Origin of the sequence: Succinivibrio dextrinosolvens DSM 3072, from assembly GCF_900167015.1 — a bacterium.
Classification (GTDB): Bacteria; Pseudomonadota; Gammaproteobacteria; order Enterobacterales; family Succinivibrionaceae; genus Succinivibrio; species Succinivibrio dextrinosolvens.
The window spans coordinates 1-26,988 of sequence record NZ_FUXX01000036.1; the positions used below are offsets into that span (position 1 = coordinate 1).

At 36.9% G+C, this 26,988-nt stretch carries 26 protein-coding genes; 16 read left to right on the plus strand and 10 right to left on the minus strand.

The genetic code is table 11. From position 1 onward, the window contains the following. Nucleotides 1–256, plus strand: a 256-nt coding sequence (locus B5D46_RS09125) for a transposase (RefSeq protein ID WP_143675649.1), incomplete at its 5' end; no start/stop codon positions are given. Between the two features lie 388 nt (nucleotides 257–644). On the opposite strand, the gene B5D46_RS09130 is transcribed toward B5D46_RS09125, so the two are convergent. The 6 genes from B5D46_RS09130 to B5D46_RS09155 all read right to left on the minus strand — a co-directional run bounded on the left by B5D46_RS09130 (nucleotide 645) and on the right by B5D46_RS09155 (nucleotide 6,792). Further along, nucleotides 645–2,264: a methyl-accepting chemotaxis protein gene (locus tag B5D46_RS09130; RefSeq protein ID WP_078929194.1), complete on the minus strand. Its 1,620-nt coding sequence runs from the start codon at nucleotides 2,262–2,264 to the stop codon at nucleotides 645–647. A gap of 254 nt (nucleotides 2,265–2,518) precedes the next feature. Further along, nucleotides 2,519–3,331: a glycosyltransferase family 2 protein gene (locus B5D46_RS09135; RefSeq protein WP_078929195.1), complete on the minus strand. Its 813-nt coding sequence runs from the start codon at nucleotides 3,329–3,331 to the stop codon at nucleotides 2,519–2,521. Then, entirely contained in the window at nucleotides 3,331–4,119 is a 789-nt protein-coding gene (locus B5D46_RS09140) for a glycosyltransferase family 2 protein (protein ID WP_200805042.1), read from the minus strand. Before B5D46_RS09140 ends, B5D46_RS09135 begins: the two co-directional genes overlap by 1 nt. A 20-nt stretch (nucleotides 4,120–4,139) precedes the next feature. Beyond that, nucleotides 4,140–4,904 (minus strand): DUF2057 family protein, encoded by a 765-nt coding sequence (locus B5D46_RS09145; RefSeq protein WP_078929196.1) that lies wholly within the window; start codon nucleotides 4,902–4,904, stop codon nucleotides 4,140–4,142. 40 nt (nucleotides 4,905–4,944) lie between these two features. Then, nucleotides 4,945–6,075 carry a porin gene (locus B5D46_RS09150; protein WP_078929197.1) on the minus strand — a complete coding sequence of 377 codons (1,131 nt, stop codon included), beginning with the start codon at nucleotides 6,073–6,075 and terminating at the stop codon, nucleotides 4,945–4,947. A 45-nt stretch (nucleotides 6,076–6,120) separates the two neighbouring features. Continuing rightward, nucleotides 6,121–6,792, minus strand: a complete 672-nt coding sequence (locus B5D46_RS09155; RefSeq protein ID WP_078929198.1) for an HAD family hydrolase — start codon at nucleotides 6,790–6,792, stop codon at nucleotides 6,121–6,123. Between the two features lie 87 nt (nucleotides 6,793–6,879). Between B5D46_RS09155 and B5D46_RS09160 the strand changes: the two genes are divergently transcribed. Further along, nucleotides 6,880–7,452: an adenine phosphoribosyltransferase gene (locus B5D46_RS09160; protein WP_078929199.1), complete on the plus strand. Its 573-nt coding sequence runs from the start codon at nucleotides 6,880–6,882 to the stop codon at nucleotides 7,450–7,452. Nucleotides 7,453–7,461: 9 nt separating this feature from the next. Further along, a complete protein-coding gene (gene dnaX, locus B5D46_RS09165) occupies nucleotides 7,462–8,595 on the plus strand; it encodes a DNA polymerase III subunit gamma/tau (protein WP_078929200.1) in 1,134 nt (377 codons plus the stop codon). Between the two features lie 132 nt (nucleotides 8,596–8,727). On the opposite strand, the gene B5D46_RS09170 is transcribed toward dnaX, so the two are convergent. Then, the gene (locus B5D46_RS09170; protein WP_078929201.1) at nucleotides 8,728–8,973 is read right to left on the minus strand and encodes a hypothetical protein; all 246 of its coding nucleotides are present in this window, start codon (nucleotides 8,971–8,973) and stop codon (nucleotides 8,728–8,730) included. 68 nt (nucleotides 8,974–9,041) lie between these two features. On the opposite strand from B5D46_RS09170, the gene B5D46_RS09175 reads away from it, so the two are divergent. Continuing rightward, entirely contained in the window at nucleotides 9,042–10,973 is a 1,932-nt protein-coding gene (locus tag B5D46_RS09175) for a hypothetical protein (protein ID WP_078929202.1), read from the plus strand. Nucleotides 10,974–11,492: 519 nt separating this feature from the next. Here B5D46_RS09175 and B5D46_RS09180 read toward each other — a convergent pair. Next, on the minus strand, nucleotides 11,493–12,767 hold the full coding sequence (locus B5D46_RS09180; RefSeq protein ID WP_078929203.1) for an ATP-binding protein: 1,275 nt from the start codon (nucleotides 12,765–12,767) through the stop codon (nucleotides 11,493–11,495). Between the two features lie 347 nt (nucleotides 12,768–13,114). Between B5D46_RS09180 and B5D46_RS09185 the strand changes: the two genes are divergently transcribed. Beyond that, nucleotides 13,115–13,396 carry a helix-turn-helix transcriptional regulator gene (locus B5D46_RS09185; protein ID WP_078929204.1) on the plus strand — a complete coding sequence of 94 codons (282 nt, stop codon included), beginning with the start codon at nucleotides 13,115–13,117 and terminating at the stop codon, nucleotides 13,394–13,396. Between the two features lie 142 nt (nucleotides 13,397–13,538). Here the strand turns inward: B5D46_RS09185 and B5D46_RS09190 are convergent, their stop codons facing one another. Beyond that, nucleotides 13,539–14,660 (minus strand): polyamine ABC transporter substrate-binding protein, encoded by a 1,122-nt coding sequence (locus tag B5D46_RS09190; protein ID WP_078929205.1) that lies wholly within the window; start codon nucleotides 14,658–14,660, stop codon nucleotides 13,539–13,541. A 299-nt stretch (nucleotides 14,661–14,959) separates the two neighbouring features. On the opposite strand from B5D46_RS09190, the gene B5D46_RS09195 reads away from it, so the two are divergent. Together B5D46_RS09195 and B5D46_RS09200 are read left to right on the plus strand one after the other, a co-directional pair. Beyond that, nucleotides 14,960–15,742: a ParA family protein gene (locus B5D46_RS09195; RefSeq protein WP_159443078.1), complete on the plus strand. Its 783-nt coding sequence runs from the start codon at nucleotides 14,960–14,962 to the stop codon at nucleotides 15,740–15,742. Nucleotides 15,743–15,965: 223 nt separating this feature from the next. Further along, a complete protein-coding gene (locus B5D46_RS09200) occupies nucleotides 15,966–16,850 on the plus strand; it encodes a flagellin N-terminal helical domain-containing protein (protein ID WP_078929207.1) in 885 nt (294 codons plus the stop codon). Between the two features lie 84 nt (nucleotides 16,851–16,934). Here B5D46_RS09200 and B5D46_RS09205 read toward each other — a convergent pair whose 3' ends face one another. Then, nucleotides 16,935–18,554: an AAA family ATPase gene (locus B5D46_RS09205; protein ID WP_078929208.1), complete on the minus strand. Its 1,620-nt coding sequence runs from the start codon at nucleotides 18,552–18,554 to the stop codon at nucleotides 16,935–16,937. Nucleotides 18,555–18,806: 252 nt separating this feature from the next. On the opposite strand from B5D46_RS09205, the gene truB reads away from it, so the two are divergent. From truB to B5D46_RS09250, 9 genes are all read left to right on the plus strand, one after another. Next, nucleotides 18,807–19,805: a tRNA pseudouridine(55) synthase TruB gene (gene truB / locus B5D46_RS09210; RefSeq protein ID WP_078929209.1), complete on the plus strand. Its 999-nt coding sequence runs from the start codon at nucleotides 18,807–18,809 to the stop codon at nucleotides 19,803–19,805. A 79-nt stretch (nucleotides 19,806–19,884) separates the two neighbouring features. Beyond that, nucleotides 19,885–20,910, plus strand: a complete 1,026-nt coding sequence (gene lpxK / locus B5D46_RS09215) for a tetraacyldisaccharide 4'-kinase (protein ID WP_078929210.1) — start codon at nucleotides 19,885–19,887, stop codon at nucleotides 20,908–20,910. A 10-nt stretch (nucleotides 20,911–20,920) separates the two neighbouring features. Continuing rightward, complete coding sequence (gene kdsB / locus B5D46_RS09220; protein ID WP_078929211.1) at nucleotides 20,921–21,682, plus strand: 3-deoxy-manno-octulosonate cytidylyltransferase; 762 nt, start codon at nucleotides 20,921–20,923, stop codon at nucleotides 21,680–21,682. A 38-nt stretch (nucleotides 21,683–21,720) separates the two neighbouring features. Further along, nucleotides 21,721–22,131: a peptide deformylase gene (locus B5D46_RS09225; RefSeq protein WP_078929212.1), complete on the plus strand. Its 411-nt coding sequence runs from the start codon at nucleotides 21,721–21,723 to the stop codon at nucleotides 22,129–22,131. A 343-nt stretch (nucleotides 22,132–22,474) separates the two neighbouring features. After that, on the plus strand, nucleotides 22,475–23,146 hold the full coding sequence (locus B5D46_RS09230) for a DUF3990 domain-containing protein (RefSeq protein WP_078929213.1): 672 nt from the start codon (nucleotides 22,475–22,477) through the stop codon (nucleotides 23,144–23,146). Then, on the plus strand, nucleotides 23,124–23,777 hold the full coding sequence (locus B5D46_RS09235) for a helix-turn-helix transcriptional regulator (RefSeq protein WP_078929214.1): 654 nt from the start codon (nucleotides 23,124–23,126) through the stop codon (nucleotides 23,775–23,777). The genes B5D46_RS09230 and B5D46_RS09235 overlap by 23 nt, the downstream gene beginning before the upstream one ends. Nucleotides 23,778–23,892: 115 nt before the next feature. After that, nucleotides 23,893–24,249 (plus strand): type II toxin-antitoxin system HicB family antitoxin, encoded by a 357-nt coding sequence (locus tag B5D46_RS09240; protein WP_078929215.1) that lies wholly within the window; start codon nucleotides 23,893–23,895, stop codon nucleotides 24,247–24,249. Nucleotides 24,250–24,378: 129 nt separating this feature from the next. Beyond that, nucleotides 24,379–26,001, plus strand: coding sequence for an AAA family ATPase (locus B5D46_RS09245; protein ID WP_078929216.1), 1,623 nt, complete (start codon nucleotides 24,379–24,381; stop codon nucleotides 25,999–26,001). 270 nt (nucleotides 26,002–26,271) lie between these two features. Beyond that, the gene (locus B5D46_RS09250; RefSeq protein WP_078929217.1) at nucleotides 26,272–26,835 is read left to right on the plus strand and encodes a phospholipase D-like domain-containing protein; all 564 of its coding nucleotides are present in this window, start codon (nucleotides 26,272–26,274) and stop codon (nucleotides 26,833–26,835) included. The last annotated feature ends 153 nt before the right edge of the window (nucleotides 26,836–26,988 follow it).

Consider the following 26,988-nt stretch of genomic DNA (forward strand, 5'->3'; position numbering starts at 1 on the left):
TGAATGGGTAAGGCTGGCAATGTCCTCTGGTGTTGAGGAAATAATGAAATTTGCTAAGAGTCAGAATGACCACTACAGAGACGGCATTACCAATGCCGGCATCTACCATATCAGGACAAGTGTTCTGGAAGGTATAAATAACAAGATAAAGGTTCTAAAGCGTGTAGCCTATGGGTACAGAGATTTAGATTATTTCTTTTTAAGAATAAGAAGTGCATTCAGAGGAAAGTTTACTCCAATCCCGACGATTGGATAGAAGAAAGCCCTGATGAATTTTATTATATTCAAATCAGGGCTTTCCACAGATTCACGGATGAACCAAATTTCCTTCATTTGAGATTTTTGTTTCTGCATGTAAAAAATATAAGAGTTGTAACAGAAAAAATTCATTAACTATTTACGACTTGATAAAAACACGAGAATAACCGTGTGCATATGTGAAATCATATTATCTTTAAATCAGGGGATAACAGATTTAATGAAGAATCTAAAGAGGTTGTTGAGAAGAGTCATTACATAATCTGATATTTGTTGTTTAGCTCTTCTTGTTACGTTCTCTTTCAGGAGAGACCATTAGTATTCAGTAAAAACAAAAAGAGGACTTACATATCGAAGTCCTCTTATCAGTTAATACCTTTTAAGTATTAAACCTTAATTCTGGCCAGAATATCAACCAGTTCACGAAGCAGAACGATTGACTTGTCAACTTCACCCTTAGCAATAGCACAGTCATCAGACAGCTGCTGAGATGCATGAGTAATATCCTGCATGTTACCAGAGATTTCAGCGGTAGCAGTGGTCTGCTCTTCTGCTGCGGTTGCAATCTGGGTAATCTGAGCGTTAACCTGACTTACCTGCATGGTGATGTTGTTCAGAAGCTCCTCAATAGTTGAGGTTTCAACAGCAAGCTCATCCATGTTCTTAACAGATGACTGCATAGACTCATTGGCAGTATTGGCATTAACCTGAATCTGAGAAACCATCTTGGTGATTTCCTGAGTAGATGAAGAGGTTCTTGATGCCAGGGCACGAACTTCGTCAGCTACAACAGCGAATCCCTTACCGGCTTCACCTGCACGGGCTGCCTCAATTGCAGCATTCAGAGCCAGCAGATTGGTCTGAGATGCGATATCATCAATGGTCTGAACGATGGTGCCAACCTTCTGAGCCTGATCAACCAGAGCCTGAACATTGTCAGCATCCTGCTTGGACTTAAGAACCTGATTCTGAATACCTTCAATGGTAAGCTGAACCTTGTTAACACCTTCACGAGTTGTATCATTAGACTGGTTGGAATTTGCAGCAGCTGATTCACAGTTCTTTGCAATATCACCGGTTGTTGATACCATCTCATCTGCAGCAGCGGCAACAGTCAGAGAACGTGACTGAGATTCCTGAGACTTCTGATTCATGCTGTTGGTCATATCAGTAATGGTCTCAAAAGCATTCTCAATCTTGCTTGCAGAGTCTTTAATCATGATAACGTTGCTCTGCCAGTCTTTTCTCATCTTCTCAAGTGAGTTTAAAAGCATACCGAATTCATCGTTGTGACCTTTGTTATTGATGGTCTGTGACAGATCACCGCGAGAAATTACAGATGCCTGATTTACAGCGTAATCCAGGATTGAAACAAATGAACGTGGAAGTTTAATTGCAATAAACAGTGATAGGGAAACTGCAATCAGAGTAACAATTGAAACAATCCAGATTGGGGTAGGATCTGTCATTTCGGTAATGTGATTGTTTACACGACCCAGATATACACCAACCAGCTTGTTAACAAGTTCAATTGCGCCGTTGATAGTAGGGAATACTTCAGTTGAGTAGCAGTTTCTTACGTCAACAGAATAGCCTTTGTCTACCATGGTCTCCATCTTGTTCTTCCATAGGTCAATGGCATTATTCAGTGAGGATTTGATATCTTCAACATCCTTTGTATCTGATGGTCTGAACACGGTCAGATTTGCAATTGCATCCTTTAGGGCTGCAACCTTCTCATCTGTTTTAGCAGCTGATTCTGGTGTGTACAGCGATACTGAGTTGTTGTACATAACCAGATCATCACGGAATGCAGTTGCGGCACGGGAAACATTAACGATTCGAGCGTAATGGTTCTCAATAACTCCCTTTACAAATCCGGCAACATTTCTTGATGAATTTGCGTTTGTGATTGAAACTATAGCGATGATCAGAGTTAGAAGGATAACTGCAGCAAACGCCATACCTAATTTGGCTTTAACGCCAAGAGCTTTTTTATTGTTCATATGATCTCACACTAAGAATTAAAAAAATAAAACTTAACGTAACACAATACCATTCACTTAACCTCTGTATAAACAGTAAGTTAGGTACTCTGATACCACAATCTACTATGATTATAGTCAAATGACAGCTAAAAAAATGATATTCAAAAGGTTTTTATGTATTTAATTTATGTGAATTTTCTAAAACGAAAGAAAGTTCACAAAGTTAAAAGGATTGATTAAAGATTTTTATAATTTAGCCGAAGAACTCTTTTTTATATATTTAGTTGTTCTATTCCATTTATTGCCTTTATACGATTGCTATTTAGAACTTCATTTAGTTTATCAAGGTTCTCCTGCTCCAAAGAGCGGTCATTCTCAGGATGAAACAGGTGCAGAACTCCTGTAGCAAATCGACCTGATTTAACTTTTACTCCTGCATGAATAAGTCTTATGGCAAGATCTGAATCCTCATATCCCCAGCCGGAGAAGGAATTGTCAAAACCGTTAACCTTAATTAAATCCTGTTTAAAAATACCAAGGTTGCAGCTGCGTACCTTCTTCCAGTTTTTATTTAAATCTCTAAGCATTGTCATGCATGGAAGAGATAACAGAGGGTAAATTCTGTTTGCTTTTCTGTTAAGGTACAGCTTTACCCACTGCAGTAATGAATTATTCCAGACAAGAGTTTCCTTCTTCAGAACTTCGTCTGTATATTCCTCTGATAACAGGATTCTGTCTCCTGCAACAAGGTAGCTGTTCTGAGCAAGTTTTCTGTGTTTTTCTATGAATGTTGGTCTTGGAATACAGTCTCCATCCATGAAAACCAGATACTCGCCCTTTGCTTTCACTGCTGCCTGGTTTCTGATTTTTGCGGCTCTAAAGCCCGCATCCTCCTGCCATACATAGGAGATAGGGTAATTGGAATCTATAATCATGCGATTGATGATTTTACGTGTCTCTTTTCCTGAACCGTCATCAGCGATTATCACTTCAAAGTTTCGGTCAGTCTGATAGTTGAATGACTTTAGAATAAGAGACAGAGCATCAGGCCTGTTATAGGTTGTCACAATTACCGAAATAAGCATCAGATACGTCCTTTATATTTATTCAGACTGTAAAGCTTTAAATATTTTTCCATGGTATAAAAATAATGGGCAACACAGAACTCAAAACCAAGTTTACCGTCCAAAAAGCCTCCATGTATTATATACATCTTAATAAAAGCCCATAGGGGCTTAAACATTATACTTGCAAAACCACAGGTTTTACCTTTGTCATGATACTTTTGTGCAAGAAGTGTGGAGTATCTGTTGGTTTTATCAAGATGGATTTCCCAGGTCTTGTATGGATAGTGAATCAGTCTACCCTTAAGTTTCTGCTTAGGATAAGGTGAGTGCAGTCTTTCGTGAATAATTCCCTCATAGAAGGAGCCTTCCTTTTTAAAGAGTCTCTCTACATTATCTGGTCTTAATACACCGTGCAGGACCTTACCCTGCATGAAATGATTCTCGCGGCTTACCTGATAGCAGATATCCTTATTGACCTCCACACAGATTTTTATGTCGTGAGCAAGCTCCTCAGTGATGCGCTCATCCGCATCAAGCATAAAAATCCAGTCATGCTTTGCGTTTTCTATTCCAAAATTTCTCTGGGCAGAGAAGTCATTATTAAGGTCTCTTTCAATAACCCTTGCACCTAAGGACTGTGCAATTTCAACCGTTTTATCGTGAGAGTCGTTGTTTAGAACCAGAATTTCATCTGCAAACAGAGCACTTTCTATGCAGTCTCTGATATTGTCTTCTTCATTATGGGTAAGAATGATGACGCTTAAAGGAAGTTTATTCATATTATGAGGAAAAGTATGGCAGTGCATCTGCACTGCCTTAGGACTGATTAGTGGGACATTACATATTTAACGAACTTAAGCTTGGTAGCATCGTCTGCACTGTTATACATGTTAACAAGCTCGTTATATGTAGCTGAGTTTACAACTCCACCGCCTACAGCTGAAGTGCTCATGGCTGAAGTGCTGCTGCTCATTGGCTCTAAGGTTAAGCCCTGAGAAGGTGCTCCTGAAACAGAGCCATCTGCACTGGCCTTGATGGTTGGGGTGCCGTATCTTGTCATGGTAATACCGCGCTGAGCATCAGGTACATCAGTAGGAGCATAAAGTCTTCCTAATGAGGTAAGCTCTGCCTTATAGTCTCTCATCAGTGTGAAACCACGCTCTGAGGTCAGAACGAAGTAGCTTGCATCTGACTGAGGAACTGGCTTGCCGTCAGCATCGGTAAGGGTAATCTTCATCTGTTCGGCAAAACGCTCTGCCTGAGAGATTCCTGATGGAAGCTTGTACTGGAAGGTTAGAACCTGATCTTTTTTCAGATTCTCAATATTGATAACAACCGGATTTACAGACTGAACCAGTTTAGTATCATTGCCTTCCTTGAAGGTATCCTTAAAGCTTACTACAACCTGATGTTTGCCTGAACCAAGTTCAATCATTCTGCTAAATCTGCTGTATCCGCTGTAATCACTGATACCGTCGACAAGTTCAACGTTGAAGTGAACAGGAACTTTAAATCCTGTATCAGCGAAAGCCTGAGTACCAAAAACAGCAGCAAGTGCAATTAGTGAAACTTTGATCTTTTTGATTAACATATGTTTTTCCCAGTTAAAGTTTTTTGTTTATCATATCATATTAAAAAGAGTATTCAGCTCCGATAAGACCTTTATTTTTATCAAGTGCCATACGTCGAATCTGTGTGTCTGAATAGAATCTGTCCGGTTTTGATGAAATATCAAATGAAGCCTCGGCAAATACCTTGAAATTTGGATTGAAGCTATAGTAAAGACCAAAGGTCAGATCAGAGATAATATTTGCTCCGTCAAATCTTTTCATTCCATAGCCTAGGGTTGATGAGAATCCATTTTCAAATGCATAGTTTAAAACTGCTTCATAGCTGTATAAATGATTGGTGTACTTATTGTATTTGGTAATGGTTGCATTAAAGGCAGCATAAAGTCCTTCACCGAAGTTTCCATAGGTAATAGATAGTCCCTTATCAATCTTATAGGTAGGACGCAGAGAGTATGCTGTATTTAAATCAGCTTCAGTATTGCCAAGATGATACATTTTCTGTATCTGTGGGCTGAATTCCTTTGCCATCATCTGATTTTTATCAGGCTGCAGATAATAATAGCTCATGCCGTAGGCAATGCCGATACCGTTGGCAAGTCTTGTAGCAACAGCGAATGCGGCACCGTTATGAATATTTACATTTGAATTGTTAACATCATCTGCGGCAGTCTGGTATGACATTCTAAGATCCCAGCCTAAGGCAGATAGAGAGTACATGACAAGGCCAGGCTGATAATTACCGAAAACATAGTGATCATTAACTCTGCTGTCTAACTCCTGATAAACATCAGTTACACCTGCAACAGTATAGAATGCATTATCACCTCGACCAAAGGTCAGGGTTCCGTACTGCTGTGCATCAAAGCCTACATACTGAGCTCTGGTTATAAAATCTTCCGTACCGCTGGCGCCAGATGGCATAATCCATTCAGAGTATCCGATTGCATAGACATTGTCAGATATCTGAGAGCGTCCTGCTATTCCTGAATAAACAGTAGTCTGCAGGGTATTATCATCTGAGCCCTTGTTTTTAATTCCCTTTACATGACGTGCCGCACTGTCAGAGAGGTACATTGCGTTTATTCGGCCAAACAGATCAAGACTAGTTCCGTCCTTACTGAATACAGTGGCTGAATGAGCCTGTGAAATTAAAGCTATTGAAAGGGCAAATGCAAGTGGTAATTTTTTCATTAGCACACCAGAATGTTTGTAATATTTTTTCTTATAAAGGCTATCTTAGCAAAAAATTATATTTTTTAAATCTTCAATACTGTCAGCTTTGTATGTTGCGCCCCAGGTATCTATATCAGGACACTCATTCTGTCCATACCCCCATAAAACGGCAACAGAATCAGTTTTTGCGGCAATAGAGGCTTTTATATCGTTAAGATGATCTCCAACATATAAGGCATCCTTGGCTGAAATGTTTAAAAGCTCCAATGCCTTTAAAATAGGCTCTGGATGAGGTTTTGAATGTGTCAGAGAGTCACAGCCGAGAATAAGCTCAAGATTTTTGGAAAAATTAAACTTGGATAACACTTTTTTAGCCATGTCATAGTACTTGTTGGTTATGACAGCTGTCATGATTCTGTTTTTGTGTAGCTCTTCCATTAGACTGTCCATACCGGAGAACTCTTTTGTCTTATCACAGATATGTTCGGTGTAGAAGTCTGCAAAACACTTCCTCATATCTGTATCAATCCTGGCGGTATCCCATTTATCCTCTGGAACACCAAGCTTCAGCATTTCTCTCATTCCGGCGGTTACTTTTGTTCTAATTATTTTTTCATCAAGAGAAGGGTAGCCAAACCTGTTTAATGTATAGTTGCAGGCCTGTATGAGATCTGGAGCTGTATCTAAAAGAGTGCCGTCTAAGTCAAAAAGAATCGCTTTATATTTTGTGTTCATTGGACAAAAAACTTAAAATTAGGATGAAAGTTTGATAGAATATCCCGCTGGGCAAATTTCATTATAGCTCATACAATAGGACTAACAATGATTGATACATCTAAGATAGACAATTTTCAAAACCGCATTCAGTATCTTAAGGATTCTGTAGCTGCTGTAAAGGATTTTCCTCAGGAAGGAATTCTATTTCGTGACATCACTACACTTTTAGAGGATCCTCGTGCATTAAAAGATACAATCGATCTTTTATATGAAGTATACAAGGACGAGAAAATTGACTATATTGCTGCTGCGGACGCCAGAGGATTTATCTTTGGTTGTGCTCTAGCTTATAAAATTGGCTGTGGTCTGGTTCTTGTCCGCAAGAAGGGCAAGCTGCCTCGTGAGACTATAAGTCAGGATTATGACCTAGAGTATGGCAAGAATACTCTTGAAATCTGCAAGGGCTCATTAAAGAAAGGTGATAATGTTCTACTATTGGATGATTTACTTGCAACTGGTGGTACTGCTGGTGCTATGATAAAATTGGTAGAAAAATCAGGCGCAAACATTGTGTCATTCGCTTTTATTATTGAGTTGTTTGACCTTGGCGGAGCTAAGCATATTAAGGATACCTTCGGTATTGACTCATTCAGCTTAATCAGCTTCCCTGGTCATTAAGAAGAAAAAATGGCAGTAGAAACATCAGGACAGTATCAGGCATTAGCAAGAAAATACAGACCACAGACATTTGATGATGTTGTAGGTCAGGAGCATGTTGTAAATGCTCTTAAGAATTCCATAGATTCACAGAGAATTCATCATGCTTACCTGCTTACTGGAACCCGAGGTATTGGTAAAACCACTATTGCCAGAATTATCGCCAAATGCCTTGAATGTGAAGAAGGCATTTCCTCCAACCCTCACGAGCACTCCGAGTTATGCTCAATATGCAGTGCAATCAGTGAGGGTAATTTTCCAGATGTCATAGAGATCGATGCTGCATCTCAGACTAAGGTAGATGATACCAGGGCACTTTTGGAGAATACCCAGTATCCTCCACTGCAGGGCCGTTTCAAGGTATACATCATCGATGAGGTTCACATGCTGTCAACAAGCAGTTTTAATGCACTGCTTAAGACTCTTGAGGAGCCTCCTTCATACGTAAAGTTTATCCTTGCAACAACTGATCCTCAGAAAATCCCTACAACGGTTTTATCCCGCTGTCTTCAGTTTCAGCTTAAATCACTGACAATTGATCAGATTGCATCCCGTATTGAGTATATTGCCAATAAGGAATCAATCCCATGTGAGCCTGAGGCAGCTCTGATTATTGCAAGAGCCGCAAAAGGCAGTATGCGTGATGCCTTGTCCCTGTGTGATCAGGCTGTGGCTTTAGGTAATGGTGCTATTAAAAGAGATACTGTCTTATCTATGCTGGGTACAGCAGGAGATGGATTTATCTCTCAGGTGCTTGAGCTTTTAAAGATAAACTCTCAGGTAAAGCTCTCCGACGTTTTATCATCCATCAGAGCAATCTGTCCAAACTACAAGAGTCTTTTAGACGAGCTCGTACAGACTTTCCATGATCTGGCTTTATATCAGATGATAGGCGGTAAGGATGCTTTAAATGTCTTTACTACTCCTTTATCTATTCTTGAGACCTATTCAAAGGATTTATCTGCACAGGGCATTCAGCTTTACTATCAGATCTGTCTTCAGGGACTAGAAGAGTACAAGGTCGCAGCTGACGGTGCATCAGCATTTGAGATGACTGTTCTGCGCATGCTTGCTTTTACTCCCGAAAAAAAAAAGATTGGCTAGGTGAAGACTGTCCTGAGATTCTTGAGTATTTAAATCAGGAACTGCAGTCTTTAACCTCAGAATCACTTCTTTCTGCAGATTATCTTGCATTATCTAAAGAAGCAGCAGAGTTACTGTCTTCAGATAATGTTTCTAAATCTTTAGCTGCTGATGACTTATCAAATGTTCAAAAGCCATCTTCGTCATCAGAAGTACCTGAAACTTCTTTAGCAGCAGCAATTCCTTCTGATGATGCTGTAAAGGATGAAGTATCTTCAACACCAGTATCTTCAATAGAAGATGTATCCTCTGAATCTCAGGCTGATTTATTCCCTGAGGCGCCAGCTTTATCTTCAGAATCAGCTGTTGCCGATTCTTCTGCAGGAATTGAAGCTCCATCCTCTAGTGAGCCTCTTTCTGATCCGTTTGATCTTCCAAAGCACAACGGTCCAGTCTTTAACTCTCCAATGGATGGTTCTGAGATTAAGAATGTATCTCATAACAATTCAAGTGAGCTGTCTTTACTTATCAGCGCTCTTGAAGAGCAGCAGAAACGTACTGTAACAACCTTAAAGACAGATAATTCTCATTACTCAAAGAAACTTGATGAGATATTTAATCCTACTGTTCCAACTTCAGAGATTGTCCCTGAAAAGGAAAATCTAAGCACCTCTGATTTATTTAACCAGAAGTTTAAAAATGCTCAGAGTGTTATCGACAGTAAGCTGGATATAGTTTTAGATGTTGAAAAGTATCTGAATGAATTAAAAGATTCTGTAAACAAGCTTACATCAGATGGAGATAACCAGGCTTCAGTAAGCAATGTTACAAGAAGTATCGAAGGCATTTCCTCAATTGTTGCTGATCTGACCTCTACAAAGAGTTCATCCTCTGAGCTTAAGTCAGCTCTTTCCAAGCTTCCTGCCTTTGACGAGTCCGGAAATATTGTATCAGCAGAATCTTCAAATAATACAGCAACTCCTCCTGAAGAGGTTCCTTTTGAGCTTACTCCTCAAACAGAGGAACTAAGTATTGATGAGGCATTTGCTCAGGCCCAGAAAGAGGCTTTAGCCCAGCTTGAACAGGATAAGGAACTTGAGACTCAGTTAAAAGAGGATGCACAGAGACTAAATCAGTCTTTAAGAGATTCTTCTATTAACATTGAAGCTGTAATCAATCCTGAAACTCCAGTACAGGAGAAGCATGAGCTTTTGGAGAATGAAGATGATCATTACATTCAGAATATAGATGAGGATACAGATAAGGATCTTCAGTCTTCTGATGGTAATGATGAAAAAGAAAAAACAGTTTTACCTTCTGCAAAATCAGATGAGACGATAGCTTCAGATATTAAGAAAGGAACTGCTGTTACCTATGTCGCTGGTTTCTTTGAAGGAAACAACAAAGAAGTTACTGAGATCATTCCTGAAAAATTAGAATCTTTAGCCTTGGTATTATCTGAGGTTGAGAATGGCACTTCAGAGTCTGCAGCTAATAATCAGTCATTAGAAAACTCTAATTTACCTGATGCCTTACCTCCTGCACTGCAGCAGGCTCTGGATTCATCATTAAATGGAATCTATGGTCAGAATGTTAATGCCGCATCTGAAAATGGAATGCCTGTTCAGACAGGAGCTTACTCAACAAATATTTCAGATAATACTGAAGCTTTATCAGATTCTTTAGCGCTTTCAGAATACTCTGATAACACAGTATCCACTATACCAGCAGATGCTTCATTTACTCCTGTTGCAGATGAAGACGAGGCAGAAGAAGACTCTCGTATTGAAGCAGTCCGTGTAAGTGACTTAAAAGCTGTAGATAATTCCAATCAGAACGCTTCAGAGAATAATAGTCTTATTGACGGCAATCCTAAGATTGTTCGTGAGTCAACCCTAAAGCTTATCGAGGCAGAGCGTCAGTTTGAAAACAGACGTTTAGGCCGTAAATTAGAACCTAAGGATTTTTATTACAAGGTTGAACAGACCGATCCTTGGTTCCAGACAATTTTAAAATCAGGCTACAATGATGGTCCTGTATTCTCTGCATTATGCTATTCAAAACGCATTATTGATCCGAATAATGAGTATAACTGGAAGCTTCAGATTTCAACTGATTTTGAGCTTATGACCAGTGCTCCGGATTTTCATCATAACCTTAGAACCAGATTCTCTTTTGTTTTAAATCATCCTGTAGAAATTGAATTTGAGTCATATAAGGGAATTCCTCCTGGATGTCCTGAAGAGCTAGCAAGAATGTGGTTTGTAAGGGAAATTGAGAATGCTAAAAATGAGATTGCTCAGAATGAGGAACTGAATAATCTTCTTATGAAGCTTGGAGAGAATATTAAAACTCTTAATATCAGTATTTACACTCAGAACAGTCTTCCAAAAAAATAAGCCCACTTTGTAGTTGCATATAAAGATTTGCTACACGCGTGTAGCAAATCTAAAAATGTTAACTGCACATATGATAATCAGTTCCTTAGTGCAGTCAGTGGAACAACGAATACTCCATCTTCTCTCTTATAAGCCGCATTAGATAGGCCACAGATTACACACATTATTTTGGTATGTCGCCTTCCTTTTTTCTCTTGTAATCTGATTTCTAATGTTTAAAAGTTTTTTTTTCGCACCATCTATCGGACTAGAATCTAGTTTTAAAAAATTACTATTTATCTATTGTTATAAAGAAGGTATTAAATTAGATAATTTTCATGTATTTTAAATTTGCTACACGCGTGTAGCAAATCTAGTATTTTAGATAATTGGAAATAACAGCAATGAATACCAATGTAAATATATGGGTGATTGTTATTGTTGAATGCTAAAAAAATATAACATTTGGTCAATTTTCATGTTTTTAAATTTGCTACACGCGTGTAGCAAATCTAAAAATGTTAACTGCTAATATGATAATCAGTTCCTTAGTGCGGTCAGAGGAACAACGAATACTCCATCTTCTCTCTGATACGCTGCATTGGAAAGTCCACAGATTACACATAAAACTTTTGGAGGTCGACCATCTCCTTCTTTTTCAATTTGATTTCGTATTTTTATTAGGTTCTGCGCTGCTGAATCTATCTGATTTGCTCCAAGCTTTATTTCAAAAGCACACCAGTTTCCATCTTCAAGCTCAATGACTGCATCAATTTCCTGATTGATGTAATTCTGATAATGATAAAGTTTTCCTCCAAATGTCTCCGCATAAATACGAAGATCCCTTTCAACCAGACTTTCGAAAAGGAATCCAAATGTATTAAGATCACCAATCATTCGTTCTGTATTGAGTTGCAGTATTGCACATGCCAGAGATGGGTCAACAAAGTGTCTTTTTACTGACTGTTTTACTCTTACGGATGACCTAATGTTAGAATTAAATGGCTCCTGATTTTCAATTAGAAATAATCTTTCTAAAACATCAAGATATGCAGAAATGGTTCTTGTGTCTACATCTTCATCATCTTTTTCTTTTATGTCATTTTTTAGAGTTTTGACAGATACTGTAGTACATTCATTTCTGGCAAGAGATCTTAGTAGCAATAGAACTTTTTGTCTGTTTTTGGGAGTATCATCTACTCTGTGGACGTCATCTTCTATTACCGCTTTTACATATTCTGACGGTATTATACCTGCCTCTTGTATATTGGTGTCCTGATTACCAGGCCAGCCACCTCTGACTATATATTCTGCAAGACTTTTTAAATTTATTTCACCAGTCATTTTAGGAATGATTTTTCCTTCACATAAGTCTTTTAGTGATATTTCTCCTGTTGAAAAACCTGCTTCAAATAGGGTCATCGGACGCATTCTTAGTCTTGCAATACGACCTGCACCGCTATGCCTAACTCCTTTATATTTTGGTGTTGAAGAACCTGTAAGTATGTATTGTCCACGTTCTGCTCTTTTATCTACTTCGTAACGAACTGCATCCCATAATGGAGGAACATCCTGCCATTCGTCGATTAGTCTTGGGTTTTCTCCTTCTAGTACGATTGAAGGGGAAAGTTCGGCAAGTTTTCTGTTTTGAAAATTACCTTCAGGACTTCCTAACAGGATTTCACTTTTACAATGGTGTCTGGATGTCCATGTCTTTCCACACCATTTAGGTCCTTCTATGCAAATAGCACCAAATATCTTTAGATACTTTTTTACAGTTTCATCAATCAGCCTTGCTTTATAACTATCAGTCATAGAATTTCCTTTATTATTTTTTTGATGTTTGGGAGCCTGTAATTTTTGTAAAAGAGTTCTTGTTTATAATGATTATAAAACTATATGTATCAAATTTTAAATATTCAATGTATCAGATTTTAAAAATACAATGTATCAGATTCTAAAAAAAAGCAATGTATCAGATTCTAAAAAAGCAATGTATCAGATTCTGAGAATACAATGTATTAGATTTTGAAAATACAATATATCAGATTTTGAAAATACAATGTATCATATTTATAAAAATGATAATATATAACATATAATATATTTGATTATCAATAAGATAAAGTTAATCTCTGCATTGATAAAAATAGGAACATGAAATGAATAATATTTCAGAAAGTCAAAGTTATACTGCTATTCCACCTGGTGAGACTATAAGAGAAATCTTAAAAGATAGAGGTATTACAGTAGAGGAATTAGCAAATCGAACTGGTATTTCTCACAAATGCATTTCTGCTTTGCTTTCTGGTAAATGTGAATTAAATAAACCGATCGCAGGTAAACTTGAAACTGCTTTGGGAATTGGAACTGATTTTTGGCTTAATCTTGAGGCAATATATAGATTTGAACTTAAAAAAGTAAAGGAAGAGAATAATCAGTAAGAAGAGCTTTTATTGAATTTATTCTTCTCGTTGAAAAATGCTTTTGAAATTTTTTTGAGTAAGCCATGAAAAAACGCGGTTATCCAATTTTGGGATAAACCGCGTATTTATCAGATGATCTTAATGATATTTCAATTAATTCTTAATCCCAGCCTTCGCCGCTATTTTCTTCAGCCTTGCCTGAGTTTAGTTTCATTGAATTCCAAACCTTGTTGGTAATCTTAGTAACCTTAGATGAGGTTGGAGTTAAGAAATACATGGTCTTCATCTTATCCTCTGGGATATTTAATGAAGGATTTGCCTTAAGTACATCATCTAAACCTGCAATTGCATCGGTTACAGGCATCATATAACGCATGTCGTTTGCAACAGTGGTAGCAACCTTAGGATCTAAAAGATAATTAAACCACTTGTGTGCAGCATCGTAGTGATCTGCATTAGCTGCGATTGTCCAGCAGTCAAACCAGAATACAGAGCCTTCCTTTGGAATTACATACTCAATATCAAGTTTATTAGCCTTTGCTCTTTCAGTTGCCTGAAGTACATCACCTGAATAGCCTACAGCCATACAGATTTCACCTGAAGCAAGATCATTAATGTATCTTGATGAGTGGAAATATGAGACATTTGCGGCGAGAGAGGTTAATACCTTTAATGCCTCATCATAATCAGATGCATTCTCTGAATTTGGATTCTTACCTAATACGTGCATAGCAGTTGAGATAACTTCAATAGGAGAATCAATAATTGCAATACCGCACTGCTTTAGCTTCTTTGAATTCTCTGGCTTGAAAAGTACATCCCATGAATCCAGCTTAAAATCCTTGCCAAAGATTTCTGCAATCTTCTGCTTGTTGTAGCCGATACCAACAGAAATCTCGGTGTATGGATATGCGTCCTGATTGTCTGGATCGATCTTGGCTAAAGCCTCCATACGTACCGGATCAAGATTCTTCCAGTTAGGAATCTTGCTCTTATCAATCTTCTGCAGAGCTCCTGCCTTAGCAAGACGAGGTACATAGTAGCTGGTCATCATAACAGCATCAAAACCAGATTTACCTGATAGAAGTCTTGCCTCTACCATTTCGTTGCTGTCAAACAGGGCATAGTTAGTCTTAAGACCTGTTGCTTTTTCAAAGTCTTCAACTGTGGTTTCACCGATATAATCACTCCAGTTCCAGACATTGACGTCATAGCCTGCATTTGAAGCTGTTGCTGCAGATAGGAAAGCCAAACCTACAACAGTCTTAGAAAAATTCTTCATGTGCATATCCCTTTAGAAAAATGAAGAAAAATAAATTGGTCAATGGATTTGAATTATAGATATAACGCACAGGATTACAATAAAAAATTACACTTAATTGTATTTTATTTTAAAAATCTGAAAATAATCTTTTATTTCAGAATGTTAGTTGTATTTATGGTGTTTAAAAAAAATACTGCTGTGTTTAATTATGATGCAGTGAAAAAATGGAATTAAATCGCAAAATAGCAGTATATATACACAATATGCTTTTAATATTTCCTTGTTTTTTAATACAATAGGTAGGTAAGGAGATGATTATGGGCGTTATTATTACACTTTGCAATCCAAAGGGGGGTACTGCAAAAACCTCTACAGCTGTTAATCTTTGCTGTGGTCTTAAGGCTGTAAACAAAAAAGTCCTGCTTGTTGACTTTGATCCTCAGCGTTCTGCAAGTGTAGCCTTAGGTTACGAGTATTTTGACTCGGAAAATAATATCAGCTCATCAGTTCTAGATGGAGTCCCTATTGAGAGCTGTATTGTTCCTTACACAAAAGGCGGATTTGACCTGTCATTAGCAAGTGATGATCTTATAGCGATACCCGCTGCCCTGAGAGAAAGACTGAATGCCCATGAAGCTCTTGCAGATGCCTTAGCTCCGGTTAAGAATAAATATGATTATATTATTGTAGATACTCCTGCTACACTCAATATGATTACTATAACAGCAATCTGTGCCTCAGATTATCTTATTATTCCAGTCTCCTGTGATATTTTTTCTGTTGACTCAATGATGGGACTTATAAAGAAATATCATGAGTTAAAGGAGAACGGTTTAACTCACAGCAGCATACTTGGAATTCTAAGAACCATGTATGACAAGCTTCTGCCTCTGGCTTCAACTATTTCCTCAGAACTTGAAAGTTCATTCAATGATCTTCTGTTTAAAACCAAGATTACCTATAATCCTCGTATTTCAGAGTCTTCATCTGCAGCTGTACCTGTACTTTTATATGATAGAACCTCTTTAGGTTCTCAGGAGTACCTATCTTTTACAGGAGAGGTCTTAAAAAAGCTTAAGGTTTTGGAAGGCGCTGCCTAATCAAAGCTGTTTTGTGTTGGTCTGTTATGATGGCAATAGTTTGCCGTCAGTGTAGTGTTTTTGCCTTTTAGCTCAAATATTCTTTATCCATCTGCCGTATTATTACCTGTTCTTTATATTTAACTCTATAAAATATAAAGAAAATTTTATTATTGTATAAATCTTCTTCTGGCATATAAATTGCTTTTGTTTCTTTCATGTTGACATAAGTGAGAGAATTGCCATGGCACTATATATCCAGACCAATACCACATCTCTAAATGCCCAGAGAGATTTAAACCAGGTTAACCGAGTTAATAAGAATGTGACCCAGAGATTAGCTTCTGGTTTACGTATCAATTCTGCTGCCGATGATCCTGCCAATCTGCAGGTAAGCAACCGTATGACTTCTCAAATCAACGGTCTTAAGCAGGGCAATAAAAATACCAATGACGGTCAGGCTCTGATAAATACTGCTGAAGGTGCTTTATGCGAGGAAATCAGTATTCTGCAGAGAATTCGTGTTCTTGCAACTCAAAGTGCCAATGGAACCTATACTGAACTTGATCGTCAGTCCATGCAGCAGGAAGTTAATGACATCTGTAAGGAAATTACCAGAATTGCCAATGACACAACTTATTCCGGAGCTCAGATTTTAAACGGTACAAATAACGGTCTTATAAATCAGGATGGCAATCTTAGAATTCATGTAGGTGCTGCAGCTAACTGTGTAGTTGATATTAAGCTTGATATTGCATTTTCAATGTCGGCACTGCATGCTTATATCGGTGGTCTTGATGATGGCGGATATGATTCAGACAATCAGTCTTTTGATATTTCCAGCAGAGAAAATGCGGAAAAGGTTATTGCCGGTATAGACGATTATATTCAGTATATTGATTCAAAACGTACCGAGTTAGGTGCTATTTCTAATCGTTTTGATTCAACTGTAAGAAATCAGGATACTATTCATGAGAATCAGAGTTTCTCAAGATCACAGATTCGTGATAGTGACTATGCTGAGGAAACTTCAAGGTATATTAAAAACAATATTATGACAAATGCCTCAACTCAGATGCTGGTTCAGGCTAATGCCAGACCGGAGATTGTGGCAGCTCTGTTATCGTAATAAATACAGATCTGCTATAGACCATTTGACAGCATTATATTCAGCTGGATATATTTTTCAGCTGAAAATATGCATGAAAAAAGGTTACTCAATGATCTGCCATTGAGAGACAGCTTTATTCTTGGCACTGATGACTACAGCAATCCTTATAAGTTTTTTTAGAGGAAGAATTTCGCCATAATGCCTATCTTTAATCTGGGAAACCGCTTCTTCCAATAGTCTGTTTTCGGATGCAGAATCTTGTGCGAGTTTAAACTCAAATACGTATCTTTTATCTGTAAGCTCTACAGTTAAATCTGCTCTACCATTCGCTTCGATAACTTCTCTTTGAGCATTGATTCCAGACAGAGTTAATGTGAAGTAAACAATATCTCTACAGTAGTGCTCTGATTTGAAGGCTTCATTATCATCGTAGCCAAAGGTATTCAGTGCTGCTGAAAATGTTTTAATAAGAGAGTTGTAATCTGATTTCTCAAAATTATTAATCAGAGCAGATGCGAACTCATAAAATACGTCGTCATCCAGAGAGTTCTTTCTAACGTTTCTGTAGTAAAGCTGAATCAGTGATGAATGTACTTCTAAATTTGGCGGAACAAGGAACAGACTTTGTCCTCCCATTTCGTTTGGTTCAGATCTTACGGTTAAATATCCAGTCTGATAGAGAAGACTTAAAGGAGTAGCATCAAAGTAATCATAGAATTCATTTAATGTTTTGGGACCACACTTAGTTTTTAAAAGTGTTTCAAGCGGTGTTTTCTGTATATTTTTAATATATGACGCTATTAGTGTTGGATATGCTCCACCTGTCTCGTACCAGAAATTTCTGAATCCGTTTTTAGGTGTTGTTAAAAAGTTCAATACTGACCATGGATTGTATAGAGTAGCAGCATTATCCACATGGAATCTGTATCCATCATAATGAGCCTTAATTTGTGAATAACACTCTTCTTTTGAGATATTAAGTGTATTTGCCGCATTCTCAACATATTCATCAAAGTACTGATGCATATCATCATCGGTATAGCCTAGTAATGGAGCAAAATCACTTTCAAGACCTAAATCTCTTAAATTGTTTAACTGTGAGAATACAGAGGTTTTGGCAAATCTGCCGACACCAGTGATGAAAACGAATCTCATATCACCGGTTAACCCCTTTATTGCTCCAAAGAATCCCTGAAGATAATTTCGATATTCTTCAAATAAGGATTTGTTATCTAAAGAATGTGTTAAAGGATAATCATACTCGTCAATTAGTAATACAAACTCACCGGGAGCACTTAATATAATATCTTTGAACAGACTTTCAGCTATATATTTTGACGAAACTTCGCTGGGGGTTACATTAAGAGCCTTTGCAGTTTTGTTCAATTCATCATATATTTTTCTATCAAATTCCTCTGTAGAGGTATAAGTCATGTTAGAAAAATCTAGATGAATAACTCTGTAGATTTTTCCTTTTTCTTTTTCATCCCAGAGTTTTTCTATTTTTAGTCCTTTGAAGAATTCTGTTCCATGAGAGAACAGAGATTCAAGAGTTGACACCAGCAGAGACTTTCCAAATCTGCGTGGTCTTGACAGAAAGTTGGGACCGTCAAGATAAGCAAATTCGTAAATCAGATCAGTATGATCTACGTAAATCTGATTTTTTTTACGAATGTCTTCGAACTTGTTTTTTGCTCTTGGAAGTCTGGAAATATCAACCATGATTAATCTCTTAAGAAAGCTTTATATTTCTATATTTATTGTGCTTTTTTACTAAATAATTCTAGCACAAAAATGCTGTTACTTTTATTGTTTGATATCACCAAACGCAGAAGTTTCTTTCTATAATTCAATGTATTATAGTTTTTTCTTTCTGCGTTTGTTTCTTAAGGTTCCGACTATGATTTAAGAAATGAAGAGTGTGATATAATCACGCATCCTTATTTATATTAGATTTGTTTGATTAAGTAGCATATGAACAAAGACAGAATTATCCCAGATAAATCAAGAAGAGCTCCTAAAAGAGATATTGACGGTGTATTCCTTTTAGATAAACCAACAGGAATCAGTTCTGCTTTAGCTCTGACTAAAGTTCGCGGTATCTTCAGAGCAAATAAGGCAGGGCACACAGGTTCTCTTGATCCACTGGCATCAGGTTTATTACCTGTCTGTTTAGGTCAGGCTGCAAAGTTCTCATCTTATTTTCTTGAAGGCTCAAAAAAGTATATTGCTACAGGTAAGCTTGGCATAGTTACCGATTCAGGCGATGCTGAAGGTAATGTTTTAGAAGAGCATGAGATTGGTGATGCTTTATCAAGACTTGATGAGGCAATCAAAAAGTTTGTGGGCGATATTACTCAGGTTCCTCCAATCTATTCTGCGATTAAGGTTGATGGAAAGCCATTGTACAAATACGCAAGAGCAGGCAAGAGTGTTGAAGTTCCAAGCCGTGAGGTAACAGTCTTCTATATTAAGCTTCTGGATACAACAGAAGACTCTTTTACAATTGAAGTTTACTGCTCAAAGGGTACCTATATCAGAACTCTGGTATCAGATATCGGCTCTGAACTTGGATGTGGCGCTCATGTAACCATGTTAAGAAGAATCGAGGTAGATGGGCTTCCAAAAGGTGAGATGCATACCTTAGATTCCCTGCAGAAGCTTGCGGATGCACGTGAAGACTTCACCGATTTTAAGGATATGGATGCAATGCTGATTCCTATTGATGAGGCAATGAACTATCTTCCAAGAATCGATATTCCTTATGATATGGCTGTTCTTCTATGTCAGGGACAGCGACAGGATAATCTTTCAGATTGTAAATTTACAGACTGTGACATCAGCTATAAGGATACTGTTCAGATTAGAACCAATGACATGTTTATAGGTGTCGGTCATATTCAGAATGGCACTTTAATCTCTGATCGAATGATGTCTGACCCTCTTCATACCAATAAAGGTCTGTACAAATAACAAAATTTAGGTTTGATTGTAGTATATGTTTCTCTGTTTCCTTATAATGAGGTGTTCGTTTTAAGAGGATAGAGAAACAATGTCATTTCTTGATAAAGTCTGGTACAAAAAATTAGGAGTATTAAATGCTCCTGTTATCCTTCCTCTTCTGCCTTTATCTGCTGTTTTTTCCCTGATTACAAAGATTAGACGTGAAAGATATAAATCACACAGGAAATTCTCCTTAAGAGTAAAGCCAATAGTAATTGTTGTAGGTGGCATTGCGGTTGGCGGAACCGGCAAGACTCCTCTTTGTATATCTCTGCTGCAGCGATTAAGTGACCTTGGCTACACGGTTGGACTGCTTTCTCGAGGATATAAAGGCAAATCAAAGGAATATCCTTTAGTTGTAACAACAGCCTCAAATGTTGAAGAAACTGGTGATGAGCCTCTTCTAATCAAATTAAGTGTTAAAGAGAAAGCAACGGTAGTTGTCGACCCAAACCGAGAAAGGGGAGCTCAGTACCTCGAAAAGCTAGGAGTAGATGTCATTGTTACAGATGATGGCCTTCAGCACTATGCTCTGGAGCGTGATATTGAGATTATTGTAATTGATGCTCAGAGAATGCTTGGTAACGGTTTTCTTCTTCCAGCAGGTCCTTTACGTGAAGGTGAATGGCGACTTAATTCTGCTGATATTGTTGTAACCAACGGAAATCCAGCTGAACCTAGGAAAAACTATCAGTCAATGCATCTGGTACCATCACCTGCTGTTTCTATTGAATCCTTCTGTTCAAACCAGGGATATCATGATTATCTGCAGAAGGGCACTAATGTTGTGGCTCTAGCCGGAATCGGCAATCCAACTCGTTTTTACAATACACTTAAATCCTGCGGATACAATATAGTTTCTACCATAGACATTGGTGATCACGGTGTTGTAAGTAAACAGATTCTTATAAATAATTCAAAGAAATATCCTATCGTAATGACAGCAAAAGATGCTGTAAAATACGCTAAATATAAACTTGATAACCTGTATGTTCTGAATGTTGAAGCTGTTCTTTCGGAACGTTTTTATCAGATTGTTGCTGATAAGCTTTATGATCTGACAAGTAAAGAATAAAGAGATAATTATGAGTAATTATATTGTTGCAATTCCTGCCCGTTATGCATCAACCCGTTTCCCAGGCAAGCCTCTGGTTTTAGTTGGCGGTATTCCTATGATTAAAAGAGTCTGTATGCAGGCTTTAAAATCAGATGCAAAAGAGGTTGTTGCCTGTATTGATGATGAGCGTGTTGAGTCTGCTTTAGCAGGAATGGATAAAGTTAAGGTCTGCATGACCTCTCAGGACTGTAAGTGCGGTACAGACAGACTTGCTCAGATGATTGAAAAACTCAATATTGACGAGAATACAATCATTGTAAATGTACAGGGAGACGAGCCTTTAATCAATCCGGAACATATCAGACAGGTTGCTCACCTGCTGGAAGAGAGCAATGCAGACATGTCTACACTCTGTTTTAAGATTGATAATGTTAAGGATGTTTTCGATCCTAACTGTGTAAAGGTTGTGTTTGATAAAAATAATATGGCTATGTACTTTAGCCGTGCCCCTATTCCTTACGAGAGAGAGAATTTCAGAAATAAGGATATTTCTTCATTAGAGTTTGAGCATTACCATCATATCGGTATCTATGCATATAGAGCAAAGACTGTGCTTAATTACTCAAAGATGCCTCAGGTTACTTTAGAGAAGTGTGAGTCATTAGAGCAGCTAAGATTACTTCAGAATGGAATGTCTATTGTTGTAGGTGTTACTGATAATCCTCCTGAGACAGGTGTTGATACTCCTGAGGATCTGGAGAGAATCAACAGTATTCTTAAGAATTTATAATATTCTGTAACTGATTATTTATACTACAGAGAGAACCTATGATAAGAGATATCGTCAGAGATGAGGCTTTTCTTTCATTAAAATCAGAAACTGCCACAAAAAAGGATTATCAGATTGCAATCGATCTTGTGGATACTCTAAGAGCTCATGCTGATGAGTGTGTTGGCATGGCAGCTAACATGATTGGCTTTAACAAAAACATCATTATTGTTAATGTTCATGATGATTATGTGGTTATGTACAATCCTGTTATTGTAGCTAAAGAAGGTGAATACGAGACTGAAGAAGGCTGTCTTTCATTAGACGGTGTCAGAAAGTGTACCCGTTATAAGAAGATTGAAGTTGAGTATTCTGATATCAACTGGAAGAAGAAGGTTAAGAAATTCTCTGGTTTCACTGCTCAGATTGTTCAGCATGAGGTTGAGCATCTGAATGGTGTTCTGATTTAATTTTTATTAGAGTATTATTTTATTAAATAATAACTTTTAACTTTCCTTAAAGGGCTGTTTTCATAGCCCTTAAAATCCTCATAAAAGACTAGTTAAACTAGATATCCTTATCTTCTCTAACTTGGATTTTTTCTTGTAATTACCTTAATCAAAAATCAAATTTACACGTCAAATTTTCAATCGACATTAATAAATCAGTAAGTCAAAACGTTTTTAAATTAATATTTATAAAAGGTTGTTGAAGAGATCTTTTCCCTGTAATCATAGTGTATTATTTTTAATAGCAATATTTCTTGCTGATATATCTCTTAAGCGATATACTTATAAGTATAAGGAGATATTTATGCTGGTTTATCACGGTTCAGATCATGTCATTGCGCAACCTATCTTTAATGGTATTAAAAGAGCTAATGATTATGGATATGGCTTTTATACAACTGAGAATATTGAACTTGCTAAAGAATGGGCCTGTTCAAAAAATCAGGATGGATTTGTAAATGTATATGAAGCGGATCTTGATAAACTCAAAATCTTAAATCTTAATGCTCCTGAATATAACATCCTAAACTGGCTGGCGATTCTTACAAAGTATCGAACCTACTGGCAGAATGGAAGTATCTCTGAACAGGCTAAAGACTACCTACAAAAACATTTCTATATTGATCCTGCCCCTTATGACGTAATAATCGGATATCGAGCTGATGATTCTTATTTCTCCTTTGCTCAGGATTTTGTTGCAGGAACAATTTCTGTCTCAAAACTTTCTGAAGCTATGCATCTTGGGAAACTTGGTGAGCAGATTGTTTTTAAAAGTAAAGAATCATTATCTCATATAAGTTTTGTAAGGGCAGATCCGGTTGAATCTTCAGTATATTTTGAAAGAAAAAAGAATAGAGATACAGAAGCCAGACAGGCATACAGAAAAACTAAAAGTTCATCAGATAATATTAATGATCTTTATATGTTAGATATCATGAGAGAGGAGATTAAAAATGATGATCCACGCTTACGATGATATTTATCTTTCTGATGCTCAGAAAATATTAGGTCACGCTGTAGATTTTGCTCTTATGTCTTTAAATATTGAACCTGATGTTTTTGGTTCTGCTTTTGCGGTATCTCATGTTTCCTCTCAGTTTGCTATGGGAAATCCTGTCTATGTTGCAGGAATGAATGGCTGTGAGCTTGCCCGTGAGGTTTTAACCAGGGTTAATATTCATTTTGATGATACAGAAGATGCAATGTATCTTGATAAATCTCCTGAATACTGGGCTGGCTGGGCGTTGGCTTTTTATCAGTGGTATTCTTCAAGAAGCTTTATTGAGATACTAAAGACGGTTCCTCTTTCTGAAATTATCAGTATGTATCCTGTTTTCCATGAAATGGATATTATGCAGTTTGCAGATAGAATGGATGAAATCTTTAAAGAGAAATATCCATTCACAAGACTTAAATATAAAAGATTAAACTGCAATCTTTCACAATCTGAACTGGCACGTAATTCTGGAGTTGCTTTAAGACAGATTCAATTATTTGAACAGCGACAGCGAAATATCAACAACGCATCTGCCATTACTCTTTTAAAACTTAGTAGAACTCTATCCTGTAGGATGGAAGATCTTATAGAGTTTCAGGTGGCTCAGTAGATTTTTAGATGTGTACATTATAATTGTTGTCTTATTTTGAACTCTATATTATCCGGTTTCATAAACCTCATCTAGGAAACATGATCTTAGAGAAAATTGGAGGGGAGAATTAAATATGGAAAAAGACAACCTTCTGAAATATAAAAACTATATAGGCTCTATAGAATACAATCTTAAGGATAAAGTTTTATTCGGAAAATTTCTTTTTATCGATGATTTAATTTCTTATGAAGGTGAAACTTTAGGTGATTTAGAGGGCAATTTTAAAGAAGCTGTAGACGACTATTTACAGACCTGTGCGGAATTTGGTAAGAAACCACAGAAATCCTACAGAGGAAGCTTTAATATAAGAACCACACCTTTAATTCATCATCGTCTTTCATACTATGCAAAAGCAAAAGGTGTAAGTTTAAACAGGCTTATTACGGATATATTTAATTCATATATTGAGAATAATCAGAAGAATATCTGATTTGATAACTATTACTTACTGTAATTTTCTAATGAAGATTTATTTTTTTGAAGTAAGTAATATTCTTGTCTTTATGAATAATATGTTAATCTTAAATACAGATTACATTGAAAAGGGAATATCTTAATAATGGGAATGTATCTTAATCCTGGTAACAGTGGTTTTTTAAGAATAACTAAAAAAGACTATATTGATAAAACTGGGTTGATTAACGTTATCAATGGAGCGATAGGTACTTCTGATAATCTTATCTGTATAAGCAGACCTAGACGTTTTGGAAAGTCTTACGCTGCCTTAATGCTGTGTGCCTATTATGATAGATCCTGTGATTCACACGAACTCTTTTCTAAATATGATATTTCTAAAGACCCCGATTATAAGACTCATTTAAACCATTACCACGTAATCAGTATAGATGTATCCGGTTTTATTTCTGAGGCAAAAAAGAAGAATCTTCCTCTAAGGGATATTCCTTTCACAATAGATAGAGCAATACTATCTGAAGTCCTGGTGTTATATCCTGATCTAAGAAAGTCTGATAACCTCAATGAAGTTCTTCTGGAACTTGTCAATAATACTGGTACTCAGATTGTTTTCATCATAGATGAATGGGATTCTATGATAAGAGAAGCAAAAGAAGACGATAATGCTCAGGATAGATATCTGAATCTTTTAAGAGGCTGGTTTAAGAATAACAACTTTACTCCAAAGGCTGTTGCAGCAGCATACATGACCGGTATTCTTCCAATTAAGAAGGATGGTTCTCAGTCTGCAATCTCCGATTTCCGGGAATATACCATGTTAAACCCAGGTCCTTTTGCGGAATATGTTGGATTTACTGATTCTGAAGTCAAAGTAGAGTGCCAGAATAAAGGTCAGTCATTTGAGAAAATGAAAAAATGGTATGACGGTTACACTGTAGGTTCAGAACATTCAGTTTACAATCCATACTCTGTAATGCAGGCACTACAGTCTGGTAAATTCAGTTCATACTGGAAGAAAACTTCTGCTGCTGAGACATTAATGACTTATATTGACATGGATCTTGATGGTCTGCAGTCTGATATCGTTAGACTCATAGCAGATGAAAAAATTGTTGTTAATACAGATTCATTTAAGAATGATGTTGAAAACTTTTCCTGTAAGGATGATGTTATCTCTTTGCTTGTACATCTAGGCTATCTATCTTATGAGGAAGTTTCTGCATCATACGACGATGAAGATGATACTGTCATAGGTGTTGCCAAGATTCCTAATGAAGAGGTTCGAACTGAATTTGATTCAATTCTTCGTAAGGCAAAACATCATAATTTAGTTAAATTAGTCAGAAAGTCAGATCAGTTGCTTCAGGACTCATTAAACTGTAATGCTGATGCTGTCGCAAAGGCAATCCAGTCTGTTCATGATTCGGAGTATGCTCCAAACTTCTATAACAATGAGCAAAGCCTTAGATATGTTGTAAAGATGGCATATATCTCATGTATTGATCAGTACTCAAAATTAGAGGAACTGCCTTCTGGTCGAGGCATGGCTGATATTGCCTTTATTCCTAACAGACTATCAGCTCTTCCTGCTATGATTGTTGAACTTAAATGGAATAAATCATCAGATGGAGCTATAAAGCAGATTAAAAATAAGAAGTATCCTAAATGTCTTGAGAATTACGGTGGGGATATTGTTCTTGTTGGTATAAATTATGATGAGAAGACAAAGGTTCACTCCTGCAATATAGAGCGTTATAGTCTTACCTGATGCATTGAATACAACAAATTATCAATTTTTTTGTTATATAGCAGCAAATAAAAATAATCGTAGCTTATCTAATAGTAGCATGTCTGGTCTGAAGGAGTTATCTTGAAGATGCCAAAAGAGATAAGTCTTTACTTATAACTGTAATATTTGTATCGAACCTGAAGTACAGCGTATAGTTAGTTAAATTAGATGTTACAACAATTCTAAAACAGTCAATAAATAGATATAGTTAGTTTTAAATCTGAAACAGAATAAGTATGAGGAGATTTTATGGACGTAAAAGATGAAATTCTCCTCAGACAGCAGCACTCTATAAAAGCTAAAGATTCATATATTGATTACCTTCAAAGACTATTAAAAATACACAATATTGATTTTGAAGACATCAATTCCATAACTCCTAACCATGAGCAAGCTTATAGCTCGGAATTAACAAGAAATGAGTTATATAAAAATGCATCAGCTAAAGATCAGATAGACTCACAATCTTCAGAGTATTTAACTAACTCTAAGATAGGACATTCCTGTGAAGTTGCTATAACAGAGAAAATCCAAAGATCAGCTCGCGGCGCACAAAACTTATTAAGAAATACAGCTAATTCGCTTAATCCTAGTGGCCATAATATGACAAAAGTAATAGATGATAATCCTGAGATGTTCTGCTATCGCTCTGGTATTACTTTGATTAGAAAGGATTACAAGGTTGATGCTTTTATAGTCATAGATAAAGAGATTGTCTGGTATGGAGCTGATTTTATTGAAGGTGTAAAGAGAGCGGATGTTATTCTAAGGCTTGAATCTTTGAATTCTGCTTCTGAGTTATTGGAAAAGTAATAAAGTTTTTTTTTAGATATTTATCAAGTAATAGGCACGCTAAAACCACGCAGTTTACTGCGGGGATAAAGCGTGCCGATTAGAAAATGGATATTTTCTAATCAGGTGTGTTCTGTTGTTCTATATATTGTCTAATAATAGAAATTGAGGCTC

What these genes read in the sequence shown, in the direction of transcription:
- B5D46_RS09130 (WP_078929194.1), bottom strand. Translation starts at nt 2,264, where the DNA reads ATGAACAATAAAAAAGCTCTTGGCGTTAAAGCCAAATTAGGTATGGCG.
- B5D46_RS09135 (WP_078929195.1), bottom strand. Translation starts at nt 3,331, where the DNA reads ATGCTTATTTCGGTAATTGTGACAACCTATAACAGGCCTGATGCTCTG.
- B5D46_RS09140 (WP_200805042.1), bottom strand. Translation starts at nt 4,119, where the DNA reads ATGCACTGCCATACTTTTCCTCATAATATGAATAAACTTCCTTTAAGC.
- B5D46_RS09145 (WP_078929196.1), bottom strand. Translation starts at nt 4,904, where the DNA reads ATGTTAATCAAAAAGATCAAAGTTTCACTAATTGCACTTGCTGCTGTT.
- B5D46_RS09150 (WP_078929197.1), bottom strand. Translation starts at nt 6,075, where the DNA reads ATGAAAAAATTACCACTTGCATTTGCCCTTTCAATAGCTTTAATTTCA.
- B5D46_RS09155 (WP_078929198.1), bottom strand. Translation starts at nt 6,792, where the DNA reads ATGAACACAAAATATAAAGCGATTCTTTTTGACTTAGACGGCACTCTT.
- B5D46_RS09160 (WP_078929199.1), top strand. Translation starts at nt 6,880, where the DNA reads ATGATTGATACATCTAAGATAGACAATTTTCAAAACCGCATTCAGTAT.
- dnaX (WP_078929200.1), top strand. Translation starts at nt 7,462, where the DNA reads ATGGCAGTAGAAACATCAGGACAGTATCAGGCATTAGCAAGAAAATAC.
- B5D46_RS09170 (WP_078929201.1), bottom strand. Translation starts at nt 8,973, where the DNA reads ATGGAGCTTCAATTCCTGCAGAAGAATCGGCAACAGCTGATTCTGAAG.
- B5D46_RS09175 (WP_078929202.1), top strand. Translation starts at nt 9,042, where the DNA reads ATGGATGGTTCTGAGATTAAGAATGTATCTCATAACAATTCAAGTGAG.
- B5D46_RS09180 (WP_078929203.1), bottom strand. Translation starts at nt 12,767, where the DNA reads ATGACTGATAGTTATAAAGCAAGGCTGATTGATGAAACTGTAAAAAAG.
- B5D46_RS09185 (WP_078929204.1), top strand. Translation starts at nt 13,115, where the DNA reads ATGAATAATATTTCAGAAAGTCAAAGTTATACTGCTATTCCACCTGGT.
- B5D46_RS09190 (WP_078929205.1), bottom strand. Translation starts at nt 14,660, where the DNA reads ATGAAGAATTTTTCTAAGACTGTTGTAGGTTTGGCTTTCCTATCTGCA.
- B5D46_RS09195 (WP_159443078.1), top strand. Translation starts at nt 14,960, where the DNA reads ATGGGCGTTATTATTACACTTTGCAATCCAAAGGGGGGTACTGCAAAA.
- B5D46_RS09200 (WP_078929207.1), top strand. Translation starts at nt 15,966, where the DNA reads ATGGCACTATATATCCAGACCAATACCACATCTCTAAATGCCCAGAGA.
- B5D46_RS09205 (WP_078929208.1), bottom strand. Translation starts at nt 18,554, where the DNA reads ATGGTTGATATTTCCAGACTTCCAAGAGCAAAAAACAAGTTCGAAGAC.
- truB (WP_078929209.1), top strand. Translation starts at nt 18,807, where the DNA reads ATGAACAAAGACAGAATTATCCCAGATAAATCAAGAAGAGCTCCTAAA.
- lpxK (WP_078929210.1), top strand. Translation starts at nt 19,885, where the DNA reads ATGTCATTTCTTGATAAAGTCTGGTACAAAAAATTAGGAGTATTAAAT.
- kdsB (WP_078929211.1), top strand. Translation starts at nt 20,921, where the DNA reads ATGAGTAATTATATTGTTGCAATTCCTGCCCGTTATGCATCAACCCGT.
- B5D46_RS09225 (WP_078929212.1), top strand. Translation starts at nt 21,721, where the DNA reads ATGATAAGAGATATCGTCAGAGATGAGGCTTTTCTTTCATTAAAATCA.
- B5D46_RS09230 (WP_078929213.1), top strand. Translation starts at nt 22,475, where the DNA reads ATGCTGGTTTATCACGGTTCAGATCATGTCATTGCGCAACCTATCTTT.
- B5D46_RS09235 (WP_078929214.1), top strand. Translation starts at nt 23,124, where the DNA reads ATGATGATCCACGCTTACGATGATATTTATCTTTCTGATGCTCAGAAA.
- B5D46_RS09240 (WP_078929215.1), top strand. Translation starts at nt 23,893, where the DNA reads ATGGAAAAAGACAACCTTCTGAAATATAAAAACTATATAGGCTCTATA.
- B5D46_RS09245 (WP_078929216.1), top strand. Translation starts at nt 24,379, where the DNA reads ATGGGAATGTATCTTAATCCTGGTAACAGTGGTTTTTTAAGAATAACT.
- B5D46_RS09250 (WP_078929217.1), top strand. Translation starts at nt 26,272, where the DNA reads ATGGACGTAAAAGATGAAATTCTCCTCAGACAGCAGCACTCTATAAAA.